The sequence below is a fragment of the Streptomyces sp. NPDC037242 genome (assembly GCF_055604165.1).
Genome location: NZ_JBVJUY010000004.1, coordinates 176,897 through 197,940, shown reverse-complemented (window position 1 = coordinate 197,940; position 21,044 = coordinate 176,897). Strand labels below are relative to the sequence as shown.

The following is a 21,044-nucleotide window of genomic DNA, read 5'->3' as shown; positions in this document are numbered from 1 at the left end:
TCGCGGCTTCCCCGTGCGCCGGGGCCGCGGGGACGGGCGGGGCAGCGGGAGCCGCCGGGACGGGCGGGATGAACTGCGTGACCGCCTCGGGCAGCGGCGGATAGCCGTACCCGTGCGGATCGCCCGGCCCCTCGTAGCCGGGGCCCACGACGTGTCCCGGCTGCGGCGCCTCCTGCGGATGCGGGTACGGCTGCGGGTACCCGTACGCCGGACCGCCCTGCTGCTGCTCCGGGTAGCCCGGGGTCGCGTCCGGCGGGCCCCACGGCGTGCCGGCCTGCGGGGTGGCCTGGTGGCCGTTCCCCTGTCCGTTCTCCGTCACCGGGACTCCTTCTCCGACTTGTCCGTACCTACGGAACCGTCGGTCACGCTACCCGGTCGTCCGCCACCGCCGTCAGGCCCACCCATGCCTTCGTGCCCCGTCAGGCCCCCACCGCCTCCAGACGTGCCCCGAACTCCCGCACCGCCGCCTCTTCCCGGTACGGCTCCAGGCGCTGGCGGAAGTCCTCCAGGTACTCCGCCCCCCGGTTCGAGCGCAGCCCCGACAGCAGGTCCGCCGCCCTGGTGGCCGTCTGGCAGGCCTGCTCCACCTCGCGCTGCTGCACCTGCGCGGTCGCCAGCAGCAACAGCCCGATGGCCCGGCGGCGCTCCTTGCCCGCGGGCAGCGCCCGCAGGGCCTCCTCCGCGCGCCTGCCCGCCGCGTCGGCCTGGCCCAGGTCCCGGTGGCAGTGGGCCAGTTCGTCCGCAAGGTAGCCCGTGTCGAAGTGCCGGATCCACGCCGGGTCGTCGCCCGACTCCGGCTCCGCCCGCTCCAGCGCGGTGACCGCCCGGGAGGACAGCACCGCCGTCGCGCGGCCGTCGCCCAGCAGCGCGTGCCCGCGCGCCTCGGCGGCGTAGAACATCGCCTCCACCCGCGGGGTGACCTGGCCGCGGGTGCCCTCCTGGGCGGCGCGGGCGAGCTGCGCGATCTCCCGCGGGTTGCCCAGCTCGGCGGCCAGGTGGCTCATGGACGCCGCCAGCACGTACCCGCCGTACGCGCGGTCGCCGGCCGCCTGGGCGAGGCGCAGCGCCTGGATGTAGTAGCGCTGGGCCAGGCCCGGCTGGCCGGTGTCCACCGCCATGTACCCCGCGAGCTCGGTCAGCCGGGCCACGGCCGCGAACAGCGCCCGCCCCACCGGCTCCCGGTACGAGCCGCCGATCAGCCCGGACACCACGGAGTTGAGGTAGTGCACGACCACGGGCCGTACGTGCCCGCTGCCGAAGCGGTGGTCGAGGTCCTTGAGGGCCTCGGTGGTGGCCTGCACGGCCTCCACGTCGGACATCCCGACGCGCGAGCCGCCGCTGCGGGCGACCTGTGCGTCGGCCCCGGTGATCAGCCAGTCGCGGCTGGGTTCCACGAGGGCGGAGGCGGCCACGGAGGACCCGGTCAGGAAGTCGCGGCGGCCCACGTCGCTGCGCCACAGCTCGCAGACCTGCTCGATCGCGCCGATGACGGTCGGGGAGAACTGCAGGCCGACGCCGGAGGCGAGGTTCTTGCCGTTGGCCATGCCGATCTCGTCGATGGTGACGGTCCGGCCGAGCTTGCGCCCGAGCGCCTCGGCGATGATCCCCGGCGCCCGGCCGCGCGGCTGCTGACCGCGCAGCCAGCGGGCGACCGAGGTCTTGTCGTAGCGCAGGTCGAGACCGTGCTCGGCGCCGCACATGTTGACGCGCCGGGCGAGCCCGGCGTTGGAGCACCCGGCTTCCTGGATGAGCGCCTGCAGCCGTTCGTTCGGCTGGCGGGCGACGAGAGGCCTGGCTGCCATTGAAAAACCCCCTGAAGCCACGGGAGAGCGTTGGAATGATCACTTCCCGCCTGATGTGCGGAGAATCTTCCCCTCTGCGACGAGTCGCTACCCACCTCCGGCGCCCCGACCTCCCACGCGCCCCCGTCCATGCATCGATGCGCCCCGTGTGCAGGATCGATGCTCCGGCCACCGGCTGGTTTACGCCCGTAACCCCCGGTGACCGCAAGAGTTGTGATGCACGTGGAAGAGACCATGGCAGTCACGGAGACCGCACCCATTCCCAAGCCGCGCGGTGAGCGGCTGCTGGACCATGCCGTGCGGTACACGGAAGAACGGCACTGGGATGTGTTCGCCGGCACCTGGCTGGAGTCCTCGGAGGGCCGGGAGAAGTGCTCCTGCGGGGCGCAGGACTGCGCGGCGCCCGGCGCGCACCCGACCGTGAAGGACTGGGCGGCGCAGGCCTCGGGCAGCGCGGTGCAGGTCCGGCGGCTCTGGGGCAAGCACCCCACGGCCTCGATCCTGCTGCCGACGGGCCGGACCTTCGACGCGCTGGACGTGCCGGACTCCGCGGGCTTCCTCGCCCTGGCGCGGCTCCAGCGGATGCAGCGCGCGCTCGGGCCGGTGACGGTCACCCCCGACCACCGGATGAAGTTCTTCGTCCTGCCCGGCGCCGGGGCCAAGGTCGCGGACCTGCTGCGCAAGATCGGCTGGCAGCCGTCCCAACTCGACCTCGCGGCACGGGGCGAGGGCGAGTACGTGGCCGCCCCGCCGACCCGCTACGGCGGGCGCGGCTCGGTCCAGTGGGCGCAGCCGCCGACGGCCGCGAACCGTTGGCTGCCGGATGTGGAGGAGCTCATCGACGCGCTGGCCTACGCGTGCGGGCGCGAGGCGGCGGCGGAGCGGGCGCGACGCCAGGCGTGATGCGTGATGCGTGATGCGTGATGCGGCAGGTCAGCGCTTGCTGAGCGCTTGGTAATTCCTCCCCGGAAACTCATGACATAAGTAACTGCTGTGCCTCTCTCCCGTCCTCCTATGGTGAGGAAAGTACGACCACGGGGAACAGAACGAGAGGCAGGCGCATGCCGGACCAGGCAGATGCGACGGGCGGAACGCACGGGACGGGTGGCGCGGGATCCGCGCCGGCCGCCGTTCGGGTAGAGGGTCTTTGGAAGCGCTTCGGCGAGCAGGTGGCCGTCGCCGGCATCGACCTCGTACTGCCGGCAGGTCAGTTCATCGGCCTGGTCGGCCCGAACGGTGCCGGCAAGACGACGACGCTGTCGATGGTGACCGGCCTGCTGCGCCCGGACATGGGGCGCGTGATCGTCGCCGGGCACGACGTGTGGACCGACCCGACCGAGGTCAAGTCCCGCATCGGCGTCCTGCCGGAGGGGCTGCGGCTCTTCGAGCGCCTGTCCGGTCGCGAACTGCTCGGCTACATGGGCCGGCTGCGCGGCCTGACCGGCGCCGAGACCGACAAGCGGGCGACCCAGCTGCTGGACGTCCTGGACCTCGCGGGCTCGCAGCACAAGCTGGTCGTCGACTACTCGACGGGCATGCGGAAGAAGATCGGCCTGGCGGCCGCCCTGCTGCACAACCCGGAAGTGCTGTTCCTGGACGAGCCGTTCGAGGGCGTGGACCCGGTGTCCGCGCAGACCATCCGCGGGGTGCTGGAGCGCTACACCTCCTCCGGGGCCACAGTCGTCTTCTCCTCCCACGTGATGGAGCTCGTCGAGTCGCTGTGCGACTGGGTCGCCGTGATGGCCGCCGGCCGGATCCGGGCCGCGGGCCCGCTGGCCGACGTACGGGGCGACGCGCCCTCGCTGCAGGCCGCGTTCCTGGAGCTGGTCGGCGCGCAGGGCCGCGACTCCGGCGACTCGCTGGACTGGCTCGGCGGCGGCGGTCTCGGCAACGGCACCACGACCGGGGCGGCCGCCCGATGAGCACGACCACCGCGGTCCCCCTGACCCCGATCTTCGTCCAGCTCAAGCTCTCCCTGCTGAAGAACGGCCTCAAGGGCTCCTCGAAGCGCAAGGCCGCCTACTTCGGCAGCCTCGCCTTCGCCCTGGTGGTGGGCTTCTTCGCCACCCTCGGCATGGCCCTGCTGCGCGGCAACGCGCACGCCGGCACCGTCGTCGTCCTGCTGGCCGCGCTCCTCGCGCTCGGCTGGACGTTCATGCCGCTGTTCTTCCCCACCGGGGACGAGACGCTCGACCCGACGCGGCTCGTCATGCTGCCGCTGCGCCCGCGTCCGCTCGTACGGGCCCTGCTCGCCTCCTCCCTGGTCGGCATCGGCCCGCTGTTCACGCTCTGCCTGGGCGTCGGCTCGGTGATAGCCGTCGCCCGGGGCGCCGCGGGCGCGGTGGCCGCCGTGGTGGCGGTACCGCTGCTGCTGCTGGGCTGCGTCGCGCTCGCCCGTGCCGTGGCCACGGCCAACGTACGGCTGCTGACCAGCCGTAAGGGGCGCGACCTCGCCCTGCTCAGCGGCCTGCTGATCGCAGTGGGCGGGCAGCTGGTCAACTTCGGGAGCCAGCGGCTGTTCGAGGCCGGCGGCATGGAGGCCCTGGAGCCGGCCGAGGCCGTGGTCCGCTGGCTGCCGCCCGCGACCGCCGTCGGCATGGTGGACTCGGTGAGCGACGGCTCGTACGGGGTGGCGGCGGCCCAACTCGCCCTCACCCTCGCCGCCCTGGCCCTGCTGCTGCGGTTCTGGGAGCGCAGCCTGACCAAGCTGATGGTCACCCCCGACGGTTCGACCATCGCGGCGGCCAAGCCGCGCAAGGAACGCGCCGGAGGCCGCGGACTGTGGTCCCTGCTCCCCGACGACCGCACCGGCGCGGCCATGCAGCGCTCCCTGCGCTACATCGGGCGCGACCCGAAGACCAAGGCCGCCTGGGTCAGCTCCCTCGCGATCGGCGCGATCATCCCGATCTTCAACGCCCTCCAGGGCACCGGCTCGGTGTACCTCGTCTGCTTCGGCTCGGGCATGCTCGGCGTCCAGATGTACAACCAGTTCGGCCAGGACACCTCGGCGTTCTGGATGGTCGCGCAGACCATCTCGAACCGGCACGACGCGTACGTCGAACTGCGCGCCCGCGCCTACGCCCTGGCGCTGGTGACCGTCCCGTACACGGTCCTGATCACGGTGGCCACGGCCGCGCTGGTCGGCAACTGGCCCGGCTTCCCGGCGGCGCTGGGCATGGCCCTGGCCCTGCTCGGCTCGATGCTCTGCACGGGCGCGCTGGCCTCGGCCCACTACCCGTACTCCATCCCGACGGACGGCGCCTTCAAGAACGTCGCCCCGGGGCAGGGCGCGCTCGCCTGGATGGGCATCTTCGCCGGGCTGGCCGTCTCGGCGGTGATCTGCGCACCGATGATCGTCCTGACCGTCTACCTCAACGCGGCGGACCACAAATCCCTCAGCTGGATCCTGCTGCCGCTGGGCGTCGCCTGGGGCACCCTGGCCACCTGGGCGGGCCTGCGCCTGGCCGCGCCGACGGTGGCGCGCAAGCTCCCGGAGATCCTGTCGGCGGTGAGCAAGGGCTGAACCGCCCGCGGCTCCCTGCGGGCGGCGGGTCCCTCCCGTCCGAGATCCCCGCGCCACCCGACCTCGGGTGGCGCGGGGATCTTTCGTCGGGGGCGCGTGATCGTCGCCCGGCGCCGGCGGCTCACGCGGCCGGCAGGCGGACCAGCATCTTGCCCGTGTTCGCACCGCGCATCATGCCGAGGAAGGCCTCGGGGGCGCGCTCGATGCCGTCCACGACCGTCTCCTCGGCGTACAGGCTCCCGTCGGCGAGCCAGCCCGCCGCGCGGCCGATCCACTCCGGGAACAGGTCGAAGTGGCTGGAGACGAGCATCCCGCGCAGCGTGACCTCGCGGGCCGCGGCCCGGAAGAGGTTGTCCGGTCCCGCCGCCGGCCCCGTGGCGTTGTAGCCGCTGATCGCGCCGACCATCGCGATCCGGCCGCCCTGGCGCATCGCGCCGATGGCCGCCTGGAGGTGGTCGCCGCCCACCGCGTCGAGGTAGACGTCGATGCCTTCGGGGGCCGCCTGCGCGAGCTGCTCCGCCAGCGCGCCCTGGCGGTAGTCCACCGCCGCGTCGAAGCCGAAGGAGTCCAGCAGCTTCTTGGTCTTCGCGCTCCCGCCCGCCGACCCGATCACCCGGGACGCCCCGAGCCGCCGGGCCAGTTGTCCGGCGACGCTGCCCACCGCACCCGCCGCGGCGGAGACGAACACCACGTCGCCCTCCTTGACCGGCGCGGTGCGGGTGAGCGCGGCGTACGCGGTCAGGCCCGTCGTGCCCAGCGGGCCGAGGTACGCCGCCGGGGAGGCGAGTTCGGTGTCCACGACCGTGGCGGCGGCCGCGTCCAGGACGGCGTACTCACGCCAGCCGAGGAAGTGCGAGACGGTCGCGCCGACCGGGACGGACGGGGCGCGGGAGGCGATCACCTCGCCGATGGCGCTGCCCTCCAGGGCGGCGGCGAGCTCGAAGGGCGGGATGTAGGAGGGCGCGTCGTCCATCCGGCCCCGCATGTACGGGTCCACCGACATCCAGGTGTTGCGGACGAGGATCTGGCCGTCGGCGGGCTCCGGGACCTCGGTGGTGACGAGCGCGAAGTCCTGCGGGGTCGGGGCGCCGACGGGGCGGGCGGCGAGGTGGATCTCGCGGGAGACGGTCGCGGCGGACGTGGTGGGCGTGGTGGGCGTGGTGGTCATGGCGGGTTCCTTCCGGTGTTCGTACCGCTCGGTCGCGGTCACAGGAACACCATGCGAGGGGGCGCGCACGGTTCGCCGACGGTTCGCTGACGGTCGTGCGGCGGTCGGCGTGCGGCCGTCCGGAGAGTGCGAAGTAACGTTGCGGCATGCGTTTCGAGGTGCTGGGACCGGTGACCGTGCGGACGGACGACGGGACTCCCGTCCCGGTGCCGGAGGCCAAGACCCGGGCGCTGCTGACCGCCCTGCTCGTCCACCACGGGCGGCCGGTGCCGGTGGACCGGCTGATCGACGGCCTGTGGGGCCCGGCCGCGCCCAAGAACCCCGCGAACACCCTCCAGACCAAGGTCTCGCAGCTGCGCCGCACCCTCGCCCGGGCCGAGGACGGTGCCCGCGCCCTGGTCGCGTACGGTCCGGCCGGATACACGCTGCGCGTCCCCGAACAGGCCGTCGACGCGGGCCGGTTCGCGCAGCTGTCGGCGGCCGCCCGCACGGAACCGGACGCCCGGGCCCGGGCGGTGCTGCTGACGCGGGCGCTCGGGCTGTGGCGCGGGGACGCGTACGGCGGCTTCCGGGACGCGGAGTTCGTACGGGCCGAGGCCGCGCGGCTGGAGGAGCAGCGGGTCACGGCCCAGGAGGACCTCGCCGAACTGCGCCTGGAGCTCGGCACGGCCGGGGCACACGGCGTACTGGCCGACGAGTTGGCCGAGCTGGCCGGACGCCACCCGCTGCGGCAGCGGCTCCGGGACAGCCAGATGCGGGCGCTGTACCGGGCCGGGCGGCAGAGCGAGGCGCTCGCGGTCTACGGGGAGCTGCGGCGGCTGTTCGCCGAGGAACTCGGCATCGACCCGGGCCCGGAACTCGCCGCGCTGTACGAGGCGATCCTCCGCCAGGAGCCGCATCTGACTCCCCCGGTGGCTGCGGCGGCTACGGCGGTGGCCGCGGAGCCGCCGGCGACCGGGGTCCGCGGGAACCTGCCCGCGCCGGTCAGCTCCCTCGTCGGGCGCGAGGAGGCCGTGCACCGGGTCTGCGCGGCCGTCGGGGCCGGGCGGCTCGTGACGCTCACCGGGCCCGGCGGCGTCGGCAAGACCCGACTGGCGCTCGCTGCCGCGGCGCGCCTGGGCGACGCGCACCCCGACGGGGTCTGGTTCGTCGAACTCGCCGGAGCCCGGGGGAAGGTGGCCGAGACCGTGGCCGCCGCCCTGGGCGTACGCGAGTCCGCCGAGGGCGGTGGCGATGGCGGCGGCGTCCGGGAGCGGCTGGCCGGGGTGCTCGCGGATCGCGCGCTGGTGCTCGTACTCGACAACTGCGAGCACGTCGTCGGGGCGGCCGCGGACCTGGTCGGGCATCTGCTGCGACGGGCCCCCGGGCTGCGGATCCTCACCACCAGCCAGGAGCCGCTGGCGATCTCCGGCGAGGTCCTCGAAGCCGTCGCACCGCTCGCCGAGTCGGAGGCCATGGAGCTCTTCGCCGCCCGTACCGCCGCGGCCGGAGCCCCCGGTTTCGCGCTCGGCCCCGACAACGCCGAGGCCGTCGCCCTGATCTGCCGCCGCCTCGACGGCATCCCGCTCGCCCTGGAACTCGCCGCCACCCGGGTGCGGGCCCTCGGCGTGCACGACCTGGCGGAGCGGCTGCACGACCGGTTCCGACTGCTCAACCAGGTGCGCCGGGACGCCCCCGCCCGGCAGCGCACCCTGCGCGCGGTGATCGACTGGAGCTGGGAGCTGCTGTCGCCGCCGGAACGGGCGGTGCTGCGCCGGCTCGCCGTGTTCGCGGGCGGGTTCACGCTGGACTCGGCCGAGGCGGTGTGCGCCGGGCAGGACGTACCGGCCGAGGACGTGCTCGACCTCGTGACCCGGCTCGTGGACTGCTCCCTCGTCGCCGCCGCGCACGGCCCCGGGGGCGCGGGTGCGCGGTACCGGCTGCTGGAGTCGGTGGCGGCGTACGGGCTGGAGCGGCTCGACGCGGCGGGCGAGGGCCCCGACACGCGCCTGCGGCACGCCCTGCACTGCGTCGGGCTGGCCGAGTGCGCGGCCGAGCGGCTGCACGGGCCCGGGCAGCGCGACTGGCTGCGCCGGCTCGACGGGGAGACCCTCAACCTGCGTGCCGCGCTCGACCACGCCGTGGCGGCCGGGGCGGGCGCGCTCGCCCTGCGGCTGGTCAACGCGTCGGCCTGGTACTGGTGTCTGCGCGGCCGGATCGGTGAGGCGCGGGACTCGTTCGAGGCGGCCCTGGCATGCGCGTCGGGCGGCGGGGCCGAACCAGGGGCGGATGGCGCCGCGGCCGCCGGGGCCCGGGCGCGGCTCGCCGCCTTCGCCCTGCTCGCGGGGGACGACAGCCGCCTGGGCGGGGACTTCGGCGGCGCCGACGCCCGCGGCAGGTGGCTGCTGGCCTTCGCGCGCTGCGGATTCGCGGTGGGTACGGACGGCGCGGGCGGGGCCGATGGCGCCGACGCCGACGCCGACGCCGACGGGCAGGAGGCTCTGCTCGGGGCGCTGGCCGAGGAGTTCCGCGGCCTCGGCGACCGGTGGGGCGAGGCGGCCGCGTTCTGCACGCTGGCCACCCGTGCGCTGTACCGCGGCGACCTCGTCGAGCTCCGCCGCAACGCCGCGGCCGGCGCGGCCGCCTTCTCGGAACTGGGCGACTGCTGGGGGCAGTTGCAGTCCTCCGAACAGCTCGGGATCCTCGCGGAGATCGGCGGCGACCATGCCGGGGCGGCCCGGCTGCACGAGGACGGCGTACGCAACGCGCGGGAGCTGGAGCTGTGGACCCAGGCCTCCTTCGGGCTGTCCCGCCAGGGCCGTATCGCGCTGCTGACCGGCGACGGGGCCCGTGCGGCCGAACTCCACGAGCAGGCGCGGCAGCTCGCGGTGGAGCAGTCGCACCGCCCGGCGGAGCAGTTCGCCGAGATCGGCCTGGCGCTCGGCGCCCGGCGCGCGGGCGACCTGGACGCCGCCGAGGCGCGGCTGCGGCCCTGGCTGGACTGGAACCGCCGGCTCGGCGTGGCTTCGGGCGCGGCGCTGATCCTCGCGCAGCTCGGGTACGTCGCCGAGCTGCGCGGCGACGCGGGGCTCGCGGAGTCCCTGCACCGGGAGGGGCTCGCGGAGGCCCGCCGGACCGGGGACCCCCGGGCCCTGGCCCTGGCCTTCGAGGGCCTGGCCGGAGCCCGGTCCGCAGCCGCCCGCCACGAGGCGGCCGCGGGCCTGCTCGGCGCGGCTGCGGCACTGCGCGACTCCGTGGGCGCACCCCTGCCCCCGGCGGAGCGCGCCGACGTCGACCGCGCGAGCGCCCGGGCCCGGGCAGCCCTGGGCGAAGCCGCCTTCACGGCCGCCCACGCCCGCGGCCGCGCGACCCCGCCCACCCCCTAGGTTGCTTCGGCCTTGACCCCCTCCAGGAACGGTTCCAGGGCCGCGCGCCAGGCGGCCGGCTGGTCGTAGTGGAGGTAGTGGCCGGCGTCGGGGATCTCCGCGTACTGGCCCGCGGGCAGGACGCGGACCATCTCCTGGGCCTCGGCCCGGCCCAACTCACCGTCCAGGCCCCGGACGACCAGGGTCGGGCAGCGGACCTGCGCCAGCTCCTCCCAGTGCGCGTCGTGGACCCAGGTCTCGCGGGCCGTCAGCATCTGGCGCCGGGAGAAGACGGGCCGCCAGCCGTCATCGGCCTGCTGCATCACCTCGGCGAAGAAGGCTCCGCGGCCGGGATCGGGCCGCTCCACCCGGGGGTCGTCCTCGCCGAACCAGCGGCGGGCCGCGTCCTGGGTGGGGAACGGCAGGGGCCAGCGGCGGAACCATTCCTCCCACTCCAGCTGGGAGGCCGCACCGAGGGCGGAGGCTCGCATGTCGCAGATGACCAGGGCCTGTACGAGGTCGGGGCGGCGGGCGGCGAGCTGCCAGGCGGTCAGCGCTCCCATGGAGTGGCCGATCAGGGTCACGGGGGCCAGGCCGAGCTGCTCGATCGCGGCCTCGGCATCGGCCACGAAGGCCTCGCGGCCCAGGGCGGTCGTGAGGGCCGGGGCGCCGGCGGGGCGCTCGCTCTGGCCGTGGCCGCGCTGGTCGAGGGCCACGACGCGGCGGTGCTCACCGAGCCAGCGGGCGGTACCGGCCCAGTGGAAGGCGCGGCCCATCAGGCCGTGGAGTAACAGCACGCCCGGGGCACCCTCCGGAGCGGCCGGTTCCCGGAACTCCCAGGCTGCCAGGCGCACGCCGTCGGCCCCTGTGACATCGAAGCGCTGTACCACCGCAGATGCACCCCCTTCGCTCCCGGCCACAGTATCGAACCCCCATTCGAAAGCGGGGTTCTCGCCGGCAACACCGCTCTTTCGAGTGACCTTGCTCAAGGATTGGCCGCCCCTGCCGATGGAGATCCTTTCAACAGGGAGGCGGACCGCTCGGGGAAGACGGTCCGAGGGGATGACCTTGAGAGCTCGGGGCTCCAGGTCAAACAGGGGAGGACCGGTCCCGGCGCCGCAAGGCGTCGGGACCATCCACACCACATCACACAGCATCCGGCGGCATCGATACCGACGGGCTCACTCGTACGGGCGATCCCGGCGGGGCGTCCGTACGTCAGTGCGTCAATCCGTCAGCCCGTCAGCCCGGTCAGCGCTTCGCGACGAACACGTGCGAAGCGATGTCCGCGTCCAGCTCGGCCGCCTCGCCACCGCTGCCGACCAGCACGCCGCCGGGCGACTCGGTCACGCTCACCACCGAACCGGGCTGCACGCCCGCCCGCCGCAGCGTGTACATCAGCTGCGCGTCCGTCTGGATCGGCTCCCCGATGCGGCGCACGACCACCGTCTTGCCCTCGGTGCCCGGGTCCAGCTCCGACAGGCTGACCATGCCGTCCTCCAGGAACGGGTCGGCCTCGGTCTTCTCCCCCAGCTCCTCCAGCCCCGGGATCGGGTTTCCGTACGGCGACTCGGTCGGGTGGCGCAGCAGCTCCAGCACCCGCCGCTCCACCGCCTCGCTCATCACGTGTTCCCAGCGGCAGGCCTCGGCGTGCACCTGCTCCCACTCCAGGCCGATGACGTCGACGAGCAGGCACTCGGCGAGCCGGTGCTTGCGCATCACGCGCGTCGCCAGCCGCCGCCCCTCCTCGGTCAGCTCCAGGTGCCGGTCGCTGGCCACGGCCACCAGGCCGTCCCGCTCCATCCGCGCCACCGTCTGGCTCACCGTCGGACCGCTCTGGTCGAGCCGCTCGGCGATACGGGCGCGCATGGGGACCACGCCTTCCTCTTCCAGCTCGAGGATGGTGCGGAGATACATCTCCGTGGTATCGATCAGTCCGGACATTCGTGCCCCTCGGATTGCGTGCGCTGGCCCTGTCCCCAATTCTGACGCATCGGGCCGACAACCGTCCCGTGCCGAGGGGTCAAGGCCGTTCCAGGACGTCCTGCGGGGCCTTTCGCCCCGGGATTGACGCCCGTATTGACATGCCCTTGGTCCAGACCGCACGGTGAGCGGCGGACACGGACGAGACGCATCCATCTGCACCCCACCCCGGAAGGCCTTCGGCGTATGAGCGAGAGCAAGCTGGCCGGTCAGTTCTTCGACGCCGCCATCGGCCTGCTGGAACGGGTGCGGGACGAGGAGTCCGCGCACATCACCGCCGCGGGTCTCGCCATCGCGGACGCCGTGGCCGCCGGCAACAAGCTCTTCGCCTTCGGCGCCGGTCATTCCTCCCTCCCCGCTCAGGACGTGGTCTACCGGGCCGGCGGGCTCGCCCTGATGAACTTCCTCGCCGTTCCCGGCACCGCGGGCATCGACATCATGCCCGCCACCCTCGGAAGCGCGCTGGAGCGCGTGGACGGACTCGCCGGAGCCGTGCTCGACAGCAGCCCGGCCTCCGACGGCGACGTCCTCGTGATCATCTCCCTCTCCGGGCGCAACGCCCTGCCGGTCGAGATGGCCATGAACGCCCGCGCCATCGGCCTCAAGGTCATCGGTGTGACCTCGGTGGCGTACGCGACCGGGACCAAGTCGCGGCACGTGTCCGGCACCTTCCTCAAGGACCACTGCGACATCGTCCTCGACAGCAAGATCGCGGTCGGCGACGCCGAGCTGAGCCTCGACGGCATCGCGGCCCCCTTCGCGCCCGCATCCACCGTCGTGACCAGCGCGATCATGCAGGCCGTCATGGCCGCCGCGGCCGGCGAGCTCGCCGCCCGCGGGATGGAGCCGCCGCTGCTGCGCTCGGGCAACGTCGACGGCGGCCACGAGTGGAACGGCCGCGTGATGCAGGAGTACGGCGACCGGATCTTCTTCCGCCACTGACCCCTCGGGTCCGCCACCGACCCCTCAGGCCGTGCCGGTGTCCCGGGTCGCCAGGTCCAGGTCCGCCGCGACCCGGGCCGCGACCTCCTCCGCGTACGCCGCGTCCGCCCGCTCGAAGGCGGCCCGCGAGTGCCCGCGCAGGAAGGTCAGCGTGCCCAGGGTCCGGCCCCGGCTCCGCAGGACCGCGCACAGCCCGTGCGCCGCGCCCTGCGGCCACTGCCGGGAGCGCGCCCACTCCTCGGCCGCCTCGCCGCGCGGCGAGCTCGTGCGCACCGAGCCGGAGCGCTCCAGCGCCTGCAGCACCGGGTGGCCGGCCTCGTACCGTACGGGGATCGACCCCGGCGCGGGGAACTCCGGAGGGGACGCGGCGAACCGTACGAGCCGCGGCCGGGGCGCGCCGTCCACGGGCTGCTCCGAACCGTCGACGATGTCGAGCAGCGCGTGCTCGGCGAAGCCGGCGAGCGCGAAGTCCAGCCGTACGGCGGCCGCCTCGGCCGGGTCCTCGCACTCCGCGGCGGCCCGCCCCGCGCGGTGCAGCTGGTGCGAGCGGAACCGCAGCTGCGCGGTGTCCAGCTCCGCCCGGCGCGCCTCGGTGACGTCCTGGAACAGCAGGGCCACCCCGAGCGGTACGGGTTCCTCCGCGAGCGGCGAGGCCAGCCGCAGGAAGCCGCACCGCCAGCACCGCCTGCGCACCCCGTCGGGGGTGCGCACGGACACCCACAGCTCCACGGGCCTCGGCGGCGCACCCTCGGACAGCACGTGCTGGAGGGCGCCCTCCAGCTCCTCGACCCCCTGGGTCAGCAGGTCGCCCAGGGGCCGCCCGAGCAGTGCGGTCCGCCCGGAGCCGAAGGCGCGGGCGGCGTGCGCGTTGACCACGGCCGGGCGCAGGTCCACGTCCACGAGGACGACGCCCCACGAGGCGTCCTCCATCAGCGCCTCGCTGAGGGCGATGGAGCGTTCGAGGTCGATCTGCGTGTGCACCGCGCTGAAGGCGCAGTAGACCCCGGCGGGTTTTCCGTCGGCGCCGGGCACGCCCGCGGACTGGGTCCGCACCAGGACGCGCCCGCCGCTCTTGGTCAGCAGGGCGAACTCGTGCACCTGCCGGCCGGGCACGTCCTGCGCGGCCATGAGTCTGTCCTGCACGTCCTGGGCGTCGGCGGCTCGGACCGCCCACCCCTCGAACCCCTTGCGCCCCACGGCCTCGGCCGCGGACCAGCCCAGGATCCGCTCGGCCTCGCGGTTCCAGTGGGTGATCACGCCGTCGGCGTCGAACGCGCACAAGGCGGCGTCCATCCCGTCCAGCAGCGCTGCGAGCAGATCATCGGCGGTCTCACTACGTCCGGAAGCAGTCACCTGGGCCCCCTGCAGGTGTTCGCGTGTGCGGCACGTCGGATCATTCAACTGGAACGTGACGCAGCCCACACCCGCTTCCCGCAATCCTCCCGGTTTGTCCGCACCCCCGGGCGTGGCGGGCCCCGTGCGGCCCCCCGGCCCGGTCGCACGAATAAACAGTTGTGCGCCCGGGGAGGCGTGCCTAGGCTCTGCCGTACACGAGAAGGGAGGTGGTTCCCGAAATGTACGGAAACCGGACGCGTGAGGTGGCTGCGGGCTAAAGCGCCCGTCGTCGCACGCACCCAGTGCGGTGCCCGGCGGGAACGCCAGGCGCCAATCCCAAGCAGTCACCCGACCCGCGGGCTCGCCGGTACGTCCGGCCGGCTCCTCTCACTGCAGGAGAGGAACCAGAGCCCGCGGGTCGCCTGCGTTCAGGGGCAGAGCCGCTCCAGGCGCCACTTGCCGCCCTCGGAGACGTAGCGCAGGCGGTCGTGCAGGCGGTTCTCGTGCCCCTGCCAGAACTCCACCGCGTCGGGTACGACGCGCAGCCCGCCCCACTCCGGCGGGACCGGGACCTGCTCGCCCTCCGGGTAGCGCGCCTCCAGTTCCGCGTAGCGCCGGTCGAGCTCGGCGCGGGAGCCGATCACCCGGGACTGCTCGCTGGCCCAGGCGCCCAGCTGGGAGCCGTGCGGGCGGGAGCGGAAGTACGCCGCGGTCTCGTCCCGGCCGATCCGGGCGGCCGTGCCGGTCACGATGACCTGGCGGGCGATGGGGTGCCAGGGGAAGAGCAGCGAGACGTACGGGTTCTCGTCGATCTCGCGCCCCTTGCGGGAGGCGTAGTTGGTGAAGAAGACGAAGCCCCGCTCGTCGAACTGCTTGAGCAGCACCGTTCGGGAGCTGGGCCGGCCGTCGGGGGTCGCGGTCGAGACGACCATCGCGTTGGGTTCGAAGACGTGCGCGTCGCTGGCCTGGCGGAACCACTCGGCGAACTGCCTGAGGGGGTCCTCGGCGAGGCTGTCCTCGAAGACGATCTCCGAGCGGTACTGCTTGCGCATGACGGCGGGGTCAAGGTCCTGGTCGGTCACCGGGCCATCCTGCCGCAGTATGACTGCCGGAGGTGTGCCGTATGTCACGCTTCCCCGCGACAAGCGGAACGGACAAAATCTTGAGGCCGGTCCGAGGGTTCCCGCGTGGGTGACCTTCGGCCGTGCCGGGCATCAACGGGGATGACCGCGCCGGACCGCGAATCACGCCGGGAGCCGCGCGTGTTCGCATCTATCTGAGGAGCCGCCTGATGTCCGATTTCGTACCCGGGCTCGAAGGGGTCGTCGCGTTCGAGACCGAGATCGCCGAACCGGATAAGGAAGGCGGTTCGCTCCGCTACCGCGGGGTCGACATCGAGGACCTCGTCGGCCACGTCTCCTTCGGGAACGTCTGGGGCCTGCTGGTCGACGGTGCTTTCAACCCCGGCCTGCCGGCCGCCGAGCCCTTCCCGATCCCCGTGCACTCCGGTGACATCCGCGTCGACGTCCAGTCGGCGCTCGCCATGCTCGCGCCCGTGTGGGGCCTGAAACCGCTGCTGGACATCGACGAGCGGACCGCCCGCGACGACCTGGCGCGCGCCGCCGTCATGGCGCTCTCGTACGTCGCCCAGTCCGCCCGCGGCCAGGGCCGGCCCATGGTGCCGCAGCGGGAGATCGACAAGGCCGAGTCCGTGGTCGAGCGGTTCATGATCCGCTGGCGCGGCGAGCCGGACCCGCGGCACGTCAAGGCCGTCGACGCCTACTGGACCTCCGCCGCCGAGCACGGGATGAACGCCTCGACCTTCACCGCGCGCGTCATCGCCTCCACCGGCGCCGACGTGGCAGCCGCGCTGTCCGGGGCGGTCGGTGCCATGTCCGGGCCGCTGCACGGCGGTGCGCCGTCCCGCGTGCTCGGCATGATCGAGGAGATCGAGCGCACCGGCGACGCCGTGGCGTACGTGAAGAAGGCCCTGGACAAGGGCGAGCGGCTGATGGGCTTCGGGCACCGCGTGTACCGCGCCGAGGACCCCCGCGCCCGTGTGCTGCGGCGTACCGCCAAGGAGCTGGACGCGCCGCGCTACGAGGTCGCCGCCGCGCTGGAGAAGGCCGCCCTGGAGGAGCTGCACGCGCGCCGCCCCGACCGGGTGCTCGCGACCAACGTGGAGTTCTGGGCCGCGATCATGCTGGACTTCGCAGAGGTCCCGGCGCACATGTTCACCTCCATGTTCACGTGCGCCCGCACCGCCGGCTGGTCGGCGCACATCCTGGAGCAGAAGCGCACCGGCCGCCTGGTGCGCCCGTCGGCCCGCTACACCGGGCCGGGCGTCCGCAACCCGCGCGAGATCGAGGGCTACGCCGACATCGCGGAAACCGCCTGAGCGGCGCCCGGGGCTGAAGCGCGCGCCGCAGGGCCGCCGCGCCGCGTGCTTCAGCCGAGGGCCGCGTCCAGGATCCGGGCCCACTGGGCGACCACCCGGGCGCGGCGGGCCGTGTCATCGGTCAGTACGTTGGCGAGACCGAGGCCGCGGCCCATGTCGAGCAGGCCCTGCACGGTCTCCCGTACGCCGGGTACGGACTCGTCCGCGCCCAGCAGCTCGACGGCGATGCGGTGGGTCTCGCGGCCCACCCGGGCCTCCAGCTCGGAGACCCGGGGGCGCAGCTGTTCCTCGTTGGAGGCGGCGACCCACAGTTGGAGCGCGGCCCGGAAGAGCGCGCCCGTGTACATGTCGACCAGCGCTTCGACCACGGCGGGCCGGGCCGCCGGGCCGGCCTGGAACAGCTCGCGCAGAGCCGTGGAGCGCTCCTCCGCCACGTACTCGACGGCCGCGGTGAACAGGTCCTCGCGGGTCGGGAAGTGGTGCTGGGCCGCGCCCCGGGAGACTCCGGCGCGCTCGGCGACCACCGCGACGGTGGAGCCGGCCCAGCCGTGTTCCGCCAGGCAGGAGACTGCCGCGTCCAGGAGGTGGCGCCGGGTGACCCTGCTGCGGGCCTGCTTGGGTCCCGGAGCGGGGGCGGGGTTCGGGCCGGGGCCGGTTGCGGGGCCGGTCACAGTGCCCATGCGGGGTCCCGTCGTTCGAAGCGGGCGGTGATGCCCTCGCGGGCTTCGGCGGAGGCGAAGAGCCCGGCGGACAGTTCCGTCAGGCGGGCGCCGTCCCGGTCCAGGGCCTCCCGTACGGCGGCGGTGGTCAGCGCCTTGGTCTGCGCGAGGCCCTGCGGGGAGGCCTTGCGCAGGCCGGCGAGGACCGGTTCCAGGGCTTCGTCGACCTGTTCGGCGTGCAGGGTGAGCAGCCCGATCCGGGTGGCCTCGGCGGCGTCGAAGAGCTCGGCGGTCAGGAAGTAGCGGCCGGCGGCGCGCGGGTCGAGCCGCGTGAGCAGCGGGACGGAGATGACCGCGGGAGCCAGGCCCAGGTGGGTCTCGGTGAAGGCGTACGAGGACTGCGGTCCGGCGGCGGCGATGTCGCAGGCGCCGAGCAGCCCGAGGCCGCCCGCCCGGACGTGTCCGGTGACGCGGGCGACGACGGGCTTGGGCAGTTCGGCGATCTCCCGGAGCAGGGCGAGGAAGTCGGCCGGGTCGCAGGGGGACTTGAGGTCGGCCCCGGCGCAGAAGGTGTTGCCGGTGTGGGTGAGCAGGACGGCCCGGACCGCCGGGTCCGCGCCCGCCGCGGCGAGGGCTGCGCGCAGGTCGCCGACGAGGTCCGCGGAGAGTGCGTTGCGGTTGGCCGGGGAGTCGAGCGTGAGCGTGGTGATCCCGCGGTGGTGCGAGGTTGCGACGGTCGGGGTCATGTCGTCCCTTCTGCTGCTTGCGCCTTTGGTGCGGGCGGGCCTAGTAGGACTTGGGCAGGCCCAGGGTCTGGTGCGAGACGAAGTTGAGGATCATCTCGCGGCTGACGGGGGCGATACGGGCCACCCGGGAGGCGGTGATGAGACCGGCCAGGCCGTATTCGCGGGTGAGGCCGTTGCCGCCGAGGGTGTGGACGGACTGGTCCACCGCCCGTACGCAGGCCTCTCCGGCAGCGTACTTGGCCATGTTGGCGGCTTCGCCCGCGCCCATGTCGTCGCCCGCGTCGTAGAGGTGGGCGGCCTTCTGCATCATCAGGCGGGCGAGTTCCAGCTCGATGTGGGCGGCGGCGAGCGGGTGGGCGATGGCCTGGTGGGTGCCGATGGGCTCCTTCCACACCTGGCGGGTCCTGGCGTAGTCGATGGCCTTGGCCAGGGCGTAGCGGCCCATTCCGATGGCGAAGGCGGCGGTCATGATGCGCTCGGGGTTGAGGCCGGCGAAGAGCTGGAGCAGACCGGCGTCCTCGTCGCCCACGAGGGCGCCGGCGGGGAGCCTGACCTCGTCCAGGACGAGTTCGAACTGCTTCTCCGCGGCCTGGAGCTCCATGTCGATGACCGAGCGGGTGAAGCCGGGGGTGTCCCGCGGGACGATGAACAGGCAGGGCTTGAGGCGGCCGGACCGGGCGTCCTCGGTGCGGCCGACGACGAGGGTGGCGTCGGCGATGTCCACGCCGGAGATGAAGACCTTGCGGCCGGTGAGGATCCAGTCGTCGCCGTCGCGGCGGGCGGTGGTGGTGATGCGGTGGGAGTTGGAGCCCGCGTCGGGTTCTGTGATGCCGAAGGCCATGGTGCGGGTGCCGTCGGCGAGGCCGGGGAGCCAGGCCTGCTTCTGGGCCTCGGTACCGAAGCGGGCGATGACCGTGCCGCAGATGGCGGGCGAGACGACCATCATGAGGAGGGGGCAGCCGGCGGCGCCCAGCTCCTCCAGAACGATGGACAGTTCGGCGATGCCGCCGCCCCCGCCGCCGTACTCCTCGGGGAGGTTGACGCCGAGGTAGCCGAGCTTGGCGGCGTCGGCCCACAGTTCGTCGGGGTGGCCGCCTTCGCGGGCGACGCGGGCGAGGTATTCGCGGCCGTACTTCTGGCCGAGTGCGGCCACCGCCGCGCGCAGGGCTTGGTGTTCGGCGGATTCGATGACGGAGCTCATGTTTGCGGTTCCTCCTGTGCTTCCTGGACTACGGCGAGCAGGGCGCCGAACTCGACCTGTTGGCCGGTCGCGGCGTGGAGCGCGGTGAGCGTGCCGGAGGCGGGAGCGAGGATGCGGTGCTCCATCTTCATGGCCTCCAGCCAGAGCAGTGGCTGCCCGGCGGTGACGGGGCTGCCGGGGGCGAGGCCCTCGGCGACGCGGACGACGGTGCCGGGCATGGGGGCGAGCAGGGAGCCGGGTTCTGTGCGGTCCTGGGGATCGGTGAACCGGGGCACGGGGACGAGGGTGTGGGAGCCGAGTACGGAGTCGACGTAGACCTCGCCGGCCCCCGTGGTGTTCGAATTTCGTTTCACGTGGAACAGCCGCCGGACGCCCTCGACTTCGAGGGTGACGAGGTCGGGGGCGGCGTTCAGGACCCGGACGCCGGGGTGCTCCAGCGGCCGGTAGCGGACCTCGTACTCCTCACCGGCCACGGTGTAGCGGCGGGTCTGCGGCTGGGAGCGGACGTTGCGCCAGCCGCCGAGGCGGGCGGCGAGCGGGGCGCCGGGGGCGGGGGCGGTGTCGGCGAGGGCGGCGGCGAGGGCCGCCAGGGTGGCGTCGGGTGCTCCGTCGGTCAGCTCCGCGAGGTGGCGCTCGTAGAACCCGGTGTCGGGGAGCCCGGCGGTGAACTCCGGGTGGCGCAGGGAGCGTACGAGGAGCTCGCGGTTGGTGGTGAGCCCGTGGATCCGGGCCCCCGCGAGGGCGTGGGCGAGGGCGCGGACGGCCTCGGTGCGGGTCGGGGCGTGGGCGACGACCTTGGCGAGCATCGGGTCGTAGTGGATGCCGACCTGGTCGCCGTCGGCGAAGCCGGTGTCGACGCGGACCTCGCCGGGGACGGCGAGGGTGTGCAGGGTCCCGGTCTGCGGACGCCAGTTCCGGGCGGGGTCCTCGGCGTAGAGGCGGGCCTCGACGGCGTGGCCGGCCGGCTGCGGGGGTGTGAGCGGCAGGGCGGCGCCCTCGGCGATCCGCAGTTGCAGGGCGACGAGGTCGAGGTCGAAGACGGCCTCGGTGACGGGGTGTTCCACCTGGAGGCGGGTGTTCATCTCCAGGAAGTACGGGCGCCCGTCGGCGGCGACGAGGAACTCGACGGTGCCCGCGCCCTGGTAGGAGACCGCGCGGGCGGCCGCCACGGCGGCGTCGTGCAGGGCGGTGCGCAGCTGCTCGGGCAGGCCGGGCGCCGGGGCCTCCTCGATGACCTTCTGATGGCGCCGCTGGAGGGAGCAGTCGCGGGTGCCCAGCGCCCAGACGGTGCCGTGGGCGTCGGCGAGGATCTGCACCTCGACGTGGCGGCCCCGCTCGACGTAGGGCTCGGCGAAGACCTCCCCGTCGCCGAAGGCGGAGCGCGCCTCGGCGGACGCAGCCTCCAGCTCCTCCTTCAGTGCGTCGAGGTCCCGGACGACGCGCATGCCGCGACCGCCGCCGCCCGCGGCGGCCTTGAGCAGCAGGGGCAGGTCCGCTGCGGTGGCCGTGGCCGGGTCGACGGGCTCCAGCAGGGGGACTCCGGCGGCGCGCATCAGCTCCTTGGCGCGGGTCTTGGAGGCCATGGCCTCGATGGCCCCGGGGGGCGGGCCGATCCAGGTGAGCCCGGCAGCCAGGACCTCGCGGGCGAAGCCGGCGTTCTCGGAGAGGAAGCCGTAGCCGGGGTGGACGGCGTCGGCGCCCGCGGCGAGGGCGGCCTTGATGATCAGGTCGCCGCGCAGGTAGGTGTCGGCGGGGGCCGCGCCGGGCAGCCGTACGGCCGCGTCGGCGCCGCGTACGTGCAGGGCGTTCTCGTCGGGGTCGGAGTGGACGGCGACGGTGGCCAGGCCCAGGGCGCGGGCGGTGCGGAAGATCCGGACGGCGATCTCGCCGCGGTTGGCGACGAGGAGGGAGGCCAGGGAGAGGGGTAGCTGTGTCATCTGCGC

The 21,044-nt window shown here is 74.0% G+C and carries 16 protein-coding genes and 1 pseudogene; 6 read left to right on the top strand and 11 right to left on the bottom strand.

Going from position 1 to position 21,044, the window contains the following annotated elements:
- Nucleotides 1–319: pseudogene (locus ACZ7GJ_RS07720) on the bottom strand (hypothetical protein); the annotation flags it as partial.
- Between the two features lie 100 nt (nt 320–419).
- Complete coding sequence (locus tag ACZ7GJ_RS07715) at nt 420–1,802, bottom strand: transcriptional regulator (RefSeq protein WP_470750242.1); 1,383 nt, start codon at nt 1,800–1,802, stop codon at nt 420–422.
- A gap of 234 nt (nt 1,803–2,036) precedes the next feature.
- Between ACZ7GJ_RS07715 and ACZ7GJ_RS07710 the strand changes: the two genes are divergently transcribed.
- From ACZ7GJ_RS07710 to ACZ7GJ_RS07700, 3 genes are all read left to right on the top strand, one after another.
- Nucleotides 2,037–2,705, top strand: a complete 669-nt coding sequence (locus ACZ7GJ_RS07710) for a bifunctional DNA primase/polymerase (protein ID WP_365926086.1) — start codon at nt 2,037–2,039, stop codon at nt 2,703–2,705.
- Nucleotides 2,706–2,863: 158 nt separating this feature from the next.
- Nucleotides 2,864–3,724 (top strand): ABC transporter ATP-binding protein, encoded by an 861-nt coding sequence (locus tag ACZ7GJ_RS07705; protein WP_470750241.1) that lies wholly within the window; start codon nt 2,864–2,866, stop codon nt 3,722–3,724.
- A complete protein-coding gene (locus ACZ7GJ_RS07700) occupies nt 3,721–5,325 on the top strand; it encodes a transporter (RefSeq protein WP_470750240.1) in 1,605 nt (534 codons plus the stop codon). Before ACZ7GJ_RS07705 ends, ACZ7GJ_RS07700 begins: the two co-directional genes overlap by 4 nt.
- Nucleotides 5,326–5,446: 121 nt before the next feature.
- Here ACZ7GJ_RS07700 and ACZ7GJ_RS07695 read toward each other — a convergent pair whose 3' ends face one another.
- Nucleotides 5,447–6,493: an NADP-dependent oxidoreductase gene (locus ACZ7GJ_RS07695; protein WP_470750239.1), complete on the bottom strand. Its 1,047-nt coding sequence runs from the start codon at nt 6,491–6,493 to the stop codon at nt 5,447–5,449.
- 146 nt (nt 6,494–6,639) lie between these two features.
- Between ACZ7GJ_RS07695 and ACZ7GJ_RS07690 the strand changes: the two genes are divergently transcribed.
- Entirely contained in the window at nt 6,640–9,858 is a 3,219-nt protein-coding gene (locus ACZ7GJ_RS07690) for an AfsR/SARP family transcriptional regulator (protein ID WP_470750238.1), read from the top strand.
- Here ACZ7GJ_RS07690 and ACZ7GJ_RS07685 read toward each other — a convergent pair.
- Together ACZ7GJ_RS07685 and ACZ7GJ_RS07680 are read right to left on the bottom strand one after the other, a co-directional pair.
- Nucleotides 9,855–10,727 carry an alpha/beta fold hydrolase gene (locus ACZ7GJ_RS07685; protein ID WP_470750237.1) on the bottom strand — a complete coding sequence of 291 codons (873 nt, stop codon included), beginning with the start codon at nt 10,725–10,727 and terminating at the stop codon, nt 9,855–9,857. The two genes, ACZ7GJ_RS07690 and ACZ7GJ_RS07685, sit on opposite strands and share 4 nt — an antisense overlap.
- Nucleotides 10,728–11,088: 361 nt before the next feature.
- The gene (locus ACZ7GJ_RS07680; RefSeq protein ID WP_470750236.1) at nt 11,089–11,781 is read right to left on the bottom strand and encodes a metal-dependent transcriptional regulator; all 693 of its coding nucleotides are present in this window, start codon (nt 11,779–11,781) and stop codon (nt 11,089–11,091) included.
- A 225-nt stretch (nt 11,782–12,006) separates the two neighbouring features.
- Between ACZ7GJ_RS07680 and ACZ7GJ_RS07675 the strand changes: the two genes are divergently transcribed.
- Complete coding sequence (locus tag ACZ7GJ_RS07675) at nt 12,007–12,762, top strand: SIS domain-containing protein (RefSeq protein ID WP_470750235.1); 756 nt, start codon at nt 12,007–12,009, stop codon at nt 12,760–12,762.
- Between the two features lie 24 nt (nt 12,763–12,786).
- Here ACZ7GJ_RS07675 and ACZ7GJ_RS07670 read toward each other — a convergent pair whose 3' ends face one another.
- Entirely contained in the window at nt 12,787–14,115 is a 1,329-nt protein-coding gene (locus tag ACZ7GJ_RS07670) for a PAS domain-containing protein (RefSeq protein ID WP_470750234.1), read from the bottom strand.
- Nucleotides 14,116–14,525: 410 nt separating this feature from the next.
- The gene (pdxH, locus tag ACZ7GJ_RS07665; protein ID WP_470750343.1) at nt 14,526–15,149 is read right to left on the bottom strand and encodes a pyridoxamine 5'-phosphate oxidase; all 624 of its coding nucleotides are present in this window, start codon (nt 15,147–15,149) and stop codon (nt 14,526–14,528) included.
- A gap of 239 nt (nt 15,150–15,388) precedes the next feature.
- Between pdxH and ACZ7GJ_RS07660 the strand changes: the two genes are divergently transcribed.
- Complete coding sequence (locus ACZ7GJ_RS07660) at nt 15,389–16,495, top strand: citrate synthase 2 (RefSeq protein ID WP_365926103.1); 1,107 nt, start codon at nt 15,389–15,391, stop codon at nt 16,493–16,495.
- A gap of 50 nt (nt 16,496–16,545) precedes the next feature.
- Here ACZ7GJ_RS07660 and ACZ7GJ_RS07655 read toward each other — a convergent pair whose 3' ends face one another.
- Genes ACZ7GJ_RS07655 through ACZ7GJ_RS07640 form a run of 4 tightly spaced genes read right to left on the bottom strand, consistent with a single transcriptional unit; the run spans nt 16,546 to nt 21,038 of the window.
- Complete coding sequence (locus ACZ7GJ_RS07655) at nt 16,546–17,175, bottom strand: TetR/AcrR family transcriptional regulator (protein WP_470750233.1); 630 nt, start codon at nt 17,173–17,175, stop codon at nt 16,546–16,548.
- Entirely contained in the window at nt 17,163–17,900 is a 738-nt protein-coding gene (locus ACZ7GJ_RS07650; RefSeq protein ID WP_470750232.1) for an enoyl-CoA hydratase family protein, read from the bottom strand. Before ACZ7GJ_RS07650 ends, ACZ7GJ_RS07655 begins: the two co-directional genes overlap by 13 nt.
- A gap of 40 nt (nt 17,901–17,940) precedes the next feature.
- A complete protein-coding gene (locus tag ACZ7GJ_RS07645; RefSeq protein ID WP_470750231.1) occupies nt 17,941–19,101 on the bottom strand; it encodes an acyl-CoA dehydrogenase family protein in 1,161 nt (386 codons plus the stop codon).
- Nucleotides 19,098–21,038 carry an acetyl/propionyl/methylcrotonyl-CoA carboxylase subunit alpha gene (locus ACZ7GJ_RS07640; protein ID WP_470750230.1) on the bottom strand — a complete coding sequence of 647 codons (1,941 nt, stop codon included), beginning with the start codon at nt 21,036–21,038 and terminating at the stop codon, nt 19,098–19,100. The genes ACZ7GJ_RS07645 and ACZ7GJ_RS07640 overlap by 4 nt, the downstream gene beginning before the upstream one ends.
- Nucleotides 21,039–21,044: the final 6 nt, after the last annotated feature.

Coding starts and splice junctions, on each gene's coding strand:
- ACZ7GJ_RS07715 (WP_470750242.1), bottom strand. CDS start 1,802: ATGGCAGCCAGGCCTCTCGTCGCCCGCCAGCCGAACGAACGGCTGCAG.
- ACZ7GJ_RS07710 (WP_365926086.1), top strand. CDS start 2,037: ATGGCAGTCACGGAGACCGCACCCATTCCCAAGCCGCGCGGTGAGCGG.
- ACZ7GJ_RS07705 (WP_470750241.1), top strand. CDS start 2,864: ATGCCGGACCAGGCAGATGCGACGGGCGGAACGCACGGGACGGGTGGC.
- ACZ7GJ_RS07700 (WP_470750240.1), top strand. CDS start 3,721: ATGAGCACGACCACCGCGGTCCCCCTGACCCCGATCTTCGTCCAGCTC.
- ACZ7GJ_RS07695 (WP_470750239.1), bottom strand. CDS start 6,493: ATGACCACCACGCCCACCACGCCCACCACGTCCGCCGCGACCGTCTCC.
- ACZ7GJ_RS07690 (WP_470750238.1), top strand. CDS start 6,640: ATGCGTTTCGAGGTGCTGGGACCGGTGACCGTGCGGACGGACGACGGG.
- ACZ7GJ_RS07680 (WP_470750236.1), bottom strand. CDS start 11,781: ATGTCCGGACTGATCGATACCACGGAGATGTATCTCCGCACCATCCTC.
- ACZ7GJ_RS07675 (WP_470750235.1), top strand. CDS start 12,007: ATGAGCGAGAGCAAGCTGGCCGGTCAGTTCTTCGACGCCGCCATCGGC.
- pdxH (WP_470750343.1), bottom strand. CDS start 15,149: ATGCGCAAGCAGTACCGCTCGGAGATCGTCTTCGAGGACAGCCTCGCC.
- ACZ7GJ_RS07660 (WP_365926103.1), top strand. CDS start 15,389: ATGTCCGATTTCGTACCCGGGCTCGAAGGGGTCGTCGCGTTCGAGACC.
- ACZ7GJ_RS07655 (WP_470750233.1), bottom strand. CDS start 17,175: ATGGGCACTGTGACCGGCCCCGCAACCGGCCCCGGCCCGAACCCCGCC.
- ACZ7GJ_RS07650 (WP_470750232.1), bottom strand. CDS start 17,900: ATGACCCCGACCGTCGCAACCTCGCACCACCGCGGGATCACCACGCTC.
- ACZ7GJ_RS07645 (WP_470750231.1), bottom strand. CDS start 19,101: ATGAGCTCCGTCATCGAATCCGCCGAACACCAAGCCCTGCGCGCGGCG.
- ACZ7GJ_RS07640 (WP_470750230.1), bottom strand. CDS start 21,038: ATGACACAGCTACCCCTCTCCCTGGCCTCCCTCCTCGTCGCCAACCGC.